The sequence below is a fragment of the Streptomyces crystallinus genome, assembly GCF_039521265.1.
GTDB classification, from domain to species: domain Bacteria; phylum Actinomycetota; class Actinomycetes; order Streptomycetales; family Streptomycetaceae; genus Streptomyces; species Streptomyces crystallinus.
In genome coordinates this window covers 54,599-59,300 of the sequence record NZ_BAAACA010000040.1, presented here as the reverse complement: position 1 = coordinate 59,300, position 4,702 = coordinate 54,599, and the positions used below count along the sequence as shown (strand labels likewise).

General features: G+C 75.7%; 3 protein-coding genes and 1 pseudogene. 2 read left to right on the top strand and 2 right to left on the bottom strand.

What is annotated here, in order from left to right; all coding sequences use genetic code 11:
- Positions 1 to 145 precede the first annotated feature (145 nt).
- Positions 146 to 1,663 carry a tetratricopeptide repeat protein gene (locus tag ABD236_RS28575; protein ID WP_344078493.1) on the bottom strand — a complete coding sequence of 506 codons (1,518 nt, stop codon included), beginning with the start codon at positions 1,661 to 1,663 and terminating at the stop codon, positions 146 to 148.
- A 97-nt stretch (positions 1,664 to 1,760) separates the two neighbouring features.
- Between ABD236_RS28575 and ABD236_RS28570 the strand changes: the two genes are divergently transcribed.
- Complete coding sequence (locus ABD236_RS28570; protein ID WP_344078491.1) at positions 1,761 to 3,248, top strand: FAD-binding oxidoreductase; 1,488 nt, start codon at positions 1,761 to 1,763, stop codon at positions 3,246 to 3,248.
- A gap of 82 nt (positions 3,249 to 3,330) precedes the next feature.
- Here ABD236_RS28570 and ABD236_RS28565 read toward each other — a convergent pair whose 3' ends face one another.
- A complete protein-coding gene (locus ABD236_RS28565; protein ID WP_344078489.1) occupies positions 3,331 to 3,822 on the bottom strand; it encodes an SsgA family sporulation/cell division regulator in 492 nt (163 codons plus the stop codon).
- Positions 3,823 to 4,053: 231 nt separating this feature from the next.
- On the opposite strand from ABD236_RS28565, the pseudogene ABD236_RS28560 reads away from it, so the two are divergent.
- Positions 4,054 to 4,702, top strand: a pseudogene (locus ABD236_RS28560) (DUF2510 domain-containing protein); the annotation flags it as partial.

The following is a 4,702-nucleotide window of genomic DNA, read 5'->3' as shown; positions in this document are numbered from 1 at the left end:
ACCCAGGGGCGCGGGGAACTGCGCGAGAAGCGGCCACGGCCCGCAGACAAACGCGCAGCGGGGGTCCGGGGGCGTAGCCCCCGGGAAACCCACCTCACCCCCACCCACCCCCGGAGGGTTTAGGGAAGGGGCGGGGTGGGGCCCACTACCCGCGCTTGCGCGGCTTCGGGGTGTCCGGGGCGGAGCCGTACACGTCCTTCGGGCCGCCCTCCGGCGGTTCCCCCAGTCCCTCCAGCACCTCTCGGGCCTTCACCGCGAGCAACGGCGAGAAGTACGGATTCGTCCGCAGCGCCTCCTCCAGATCCCGCCGGGCGGCCCCGTACTGCCCCACCTCCCGCTCCAGCACCCCCCGGTGGTAGGAGAACAGCGCCGACCGCCCCCCCTTCTCCGCCGCCGCCCGGGCGAACGCCAGCCCCTCCTCCGCGTCCCCGGCCCGGTACAGAGCCCACCCCAGCGCATCCCCCACCGCCGCGCTCGGCGCCCGCCGCCACTCCGCGCGCAGCCGCTCCACCGCCGACTCGGGCGCGCCGTGGTCCGCCTCGAAGCGGCCGAGGACGAGCGTGTCGCGCACCCCGTGCCCCTCGTCCGAGGCGGCCCGCGCCCGCAGCCGCGCGTACTGGGCGCGGGCGTCCGCGCCGAGCCCGAGCGACTCGTACAACTCGCCCAGCTCCAGCAGGTACTCGGGGCGCGGCTGACGCGCGACCGCCGCCGCGTAGTCGCGTCGTGCCGCCCCCGTACGGCCCAGCGCCAGCTCCGCCCGGGCCCGGCCCGCCAGCGCCGCGGCCCCGCCCGGATCCGTGCGCAGCGCCGCCGAGTACTGGGCGAGGGCCTCCTCCGGCTCGCCCCGGTCCCACGCCAGGTCCCCCAACTGCCGCAGCACATCGGCCTTCTGGACCGGCGTGGTGGCGTACGCGGCCGCCTGGGCCAGCAGCGCCGCCGCGTCCTCACGCCAGCCCCGCTCCCGGTACACCGCCCCCGCCTCGGCCAGCGCCACCGGCCCGCCGCGCAGATCGAGCAGCTTCTCCACCGCCCCGCCCGCGCCCTTGAGGTCACCGAGGCCCGTGTACGCGTCGATCAGCACCGGATACACCGTCCAGCGCCGGGGATCGCGCCGCCGCACCTCCTCGGCCACGGCCCGCGCGGCCCCGTAGTCGTGCCGCGCGTTGGCCAGCGCCGCCAGGCCCAGCTGCGCGTCCGCGTTGCCCTTGGCGGCCGGCCGGACCGCCAGCGAGCGGCGCAGCGCCCACTCGGCGCGCGGATAGTACGAGGAGTCCGCCGACCGCAGCCCGCGCCCGAGGTAGGCGGAGCCGAGCACCGCCCAGGAGGCGTCGTCCGAGGGGTGGACGCGCACCCACGCCCGCCGGTCCGCGATCAGCGCCGTCAGATCGGCGGCCGCCGCGGGCGCCCCGGCACCGACGGCCGTCAGCGCCCGCGCCACCGGCCCCGGCGCGGGCGGCGGCGCGTCATGGCCCACGCCGATCCGGGTCTGCGGCAGCACCACGAGGACCCCGGCGGTCAGCAGCGCGGCCACCGCCGCGCCGATCATGGTGCGCCGCGCGCTGCGGGCCGGCGGCGGCCCGACGGGCTCCAGCGGGGTGGGCCGGGGCGGCGGCGGGAGCGTCAGGGTCGGCCGGTGCGGCGGCCATTCGTGTTCGGTCTCCATGGCGATCACTGTGCGTCCATAGGAAGAGCACATCCCGCTCGCGCCCGCCGGGCCGCGCAGGGTTCACACCGATGGCCCCGGGTGCCACGCTGGGATCATGAACGATGGAGCCGAGCCCGTCGCCCAGCCGTCCGCTTCCGTGCCGTCCGCTCACGAGCCGCCCGCTCACGAGCCGCCCGCTCACGAGCCGTCCGCTTCCGTGCCGCCCGCCCACGCGCCGGGCGTCCTCCTCGACCGGCTGCGCGCGGGACTGCCCGCCGACGCGCTGATCACCGACCCGGACGTCACCGCCTCCTACGCCCACGACATGGCGAGCTTCTGCGCCGCCGGGGCGCCCGCCGCGGTGGTGCTGCCGCGTACGGTCGAGCAGGTCCAGCACGTGATGCGCACCGCCACCGAACTGCGCGTCCCGGTCGTGCCGCAGGGCGCCCGCACCGGTCTGTCCGGCGGCGCCAACGCGACCGAGGGCTGCGTCGTGCTGAGCCTCGTCCGGATGGACCGCATCCTGGAGATCAGCCCGGTCGACCGGGTCGCGGTCGTCGAGCCCGGCGTCGTCAACGCCGTGCTCTCCCGGAAAGTCATGGAACACGGGCTCTACTACCCGCCGGACCCGTCCAGTTGGGAGCAGTGCACCATCGGCGGGAACATCGGCACCGCCTCCGGCGGGCTGTGCTGTGTGAAGTACGGGGTGACCGCCGAGTACGTGCTCGGCCTCGACGTCGTCCTCGCCGACGGCCGTCTGCTCGAGACCGGCCGCCGCACCGCCAAGGGCGTCGCCGGATACGACCTGACCCGGCTCTTCGTCGGCTCCGAGGGCAGCCTCGGCATCGTGGTGAAGGCCGTGCTGGCGCTCCGGCCGGCCCCGCCCGAGCAGTTGGTGCTCGCCGCCGAGTTCCCCTCCGCGGCCGCCGCCTGCGAGGCCGTCTGCGCGATCATGGAGCGCGGCCACACCCCGTCGCTGCTGGAGCTCATGGACCGTACGACCGTACGGGCCGTCAACCGCATGGCGCACATGGGTCTGCCGGAGAGCACCGAGGCGCTGCTGCTGGCCGCCTTCGACACCCCCGACCCCGCCGCCGACCTGGCGGCCGTGGGGGAGCTGTGCACCGCGGCGGGAGCCGTCGAGGTGGTCCCGGCCGAGTCCGCCGCCGAGTCCGAACTGCTGCTCCAGGCGCGGCGGCTGTCGCTCACGGCGCTGGAGACCCTCAAGCCCGCCACGATGATCGACGACGTGTGCGTACCGCGCTCCCGGCTCGCCGCGATGCTGGACGGGACCGCCGCGATCGCCGCCAAGTACGACCTGACCATCGGCGTCTGCGCACACGCCGGGGACGGCAACACCCACCCGGTCGTCTGCTTCGACGCGGCCGACGAGGACGAGTCGCGGCGGGCCCGGGAGTCCTTCGACGAGATCATGGCGCTGGGTCTGGAGCTGGGCGGCACGATCACCGGGGAGCACGGCGTGGGCGTGCTGAAGAAGGAGTGGCTGGCGCGCGAACTCGGCCCGGTGGGCGTGGAGATGCAGCGCGCGGTCAAGCAGGCCTTCGACCCGCTGGGTCTGCTCAACCCCGGCAAGCTGTTCTGAGCGCCCCGGCCACTGCGGCCGCTCTCCCAGCCCTGGCCGTTCCGGCCGCTCTGACAAACCGTTACGCCTGTTTCCTCCGCCGTCACGCACCCTCCTCCGGCCGGGACTCGTCCGAGGGCCACGGGTCGTTCAGATACAGCTCCTCGGCGCGGCTGCGGCCGGTCGTGGGCGCGAGCAGCTCGGCGAGGCCGTCGTCGATCCCGAGCTGCTCGGTCTCAGAACCCGGCGGGACCACCCGCAGCGTCCGCTCCAGCCACGCCGACACCTGGGCGGACGGCGCCTCCAGGAGCGCGTCGCCGTCCGGTGAGCTCAGCGCCATCAGGATCACGCTGCGCCCGTCCACCTTGGTGGGCCAGATCCGGACGTCGCCGTGGCCGCACGGCCGGAACACCCCCTCGACCAACAGCTCTCGGGCGAACGTCCAGTTGACGGGGTGGTCGGTGCCGACGTGGAAGGTGATGTGCACGGCGTACGGGTCGTCCGTGCGATAGGTCAGCCGGGCCGGGACCGGGATGCTGCGCTCGGGCGACAGCACGAGTTTGAGCTCCAGCTCGCGTTCCACCACGGTGTGCATGACAGTGCCTTTCCTCTCCGCGTACCAGCCCGGAAGGGGGCTGTACCAGGTGAGAGCACGGCACCGCGCCGCTATGACGCGACTTCCCGAAGATTTTTCCGGCGGCCCGGGGAAGGGGCCTGGTTCAGGGACATCCGGCCGGTGCCGGAGGCGGGTGAGCGGCGGCCGTACGTTGACCGGATTGTGGTCGGTAGCGACGGACCCGCCCGGGGGCGGTCGCCCGTCTGGTAGATGTGGACCCTTGTATTGACGAGGCCCACGAGCAGATACGGGACCGTGATGAGCGCCCCCACCCCGGCCACCGGCGACGGCACCCCCCTCGCCGGCTTCTATCCAGATCCGTCCATCCCCGGATATGTCCGGTACTGGAACGGCGCCGCCTGGGTGCCCGGTACGAGCCGGCCCGCCCCCGCGGACGGCGAGGCGATGCCCGTGCCGCCGGCCGGTGCGGCCCCGGCGGCTCCCGCCCTCGCCTCGGCCCCGCCGACGCCGATGCCGGCCCCGGCGCCCGCCGTCGAGGAGACGGGCCCCGTCTTCCTCGACGAGCCCGACCCCGCCCCCCTCCACGGCAGCCGCCCCGACCCGGCCCCCGCCTGGTACGCCGACGCCTCCCACCAGTCGGGATTCGGCGACGACGCGGCACGGCGGGTCTCCTGGGGGCAGCCGGGGGACCCGGCGCCCGGGCAGACGCCCCAGCCACTGCCCCTGCAACCGCTCCCGGCGCAGCCCCTGCCCGCCCAGCCCCTGCCCGCCCAGCCGCAGCCCGTACAGCCCGAGGCCGGGCGGCCCCGGCCGCTGCCGCTGCCCGCCGGGTCGGCTGCCGAGCGGGCCGGGGCGCCGCTGCCCTCGCCCGCCGACCCGGCCCCCGTCCCGCCGGGCC

Excerpts from the sequence above, each read along its gene's own strand:
- ABD236_RS28565 (WP_344078489.1), bottom strand. The coding sequence starts at position 3,822 with ATGCACACCGTGGTGGAACGCGAGCTGGAGCTCAAACTCGTGCTGTCG.
- ABD236_RS28575 (WP_344078493.1), bottom strand. The coding sequence starts at position 1,663 with ATGGAGACCGAACACGAATGGCCGCCGCACCGGCCGACCCTGACGCTC.
- ABD236_RS28570 (WP_344078491.1), top strand. The coding sequence starts at position 1,761 with ATGAACGATGGAGCCGAGCCCGTCGCCCAGCCGTCCGCTTCCGTGCCG.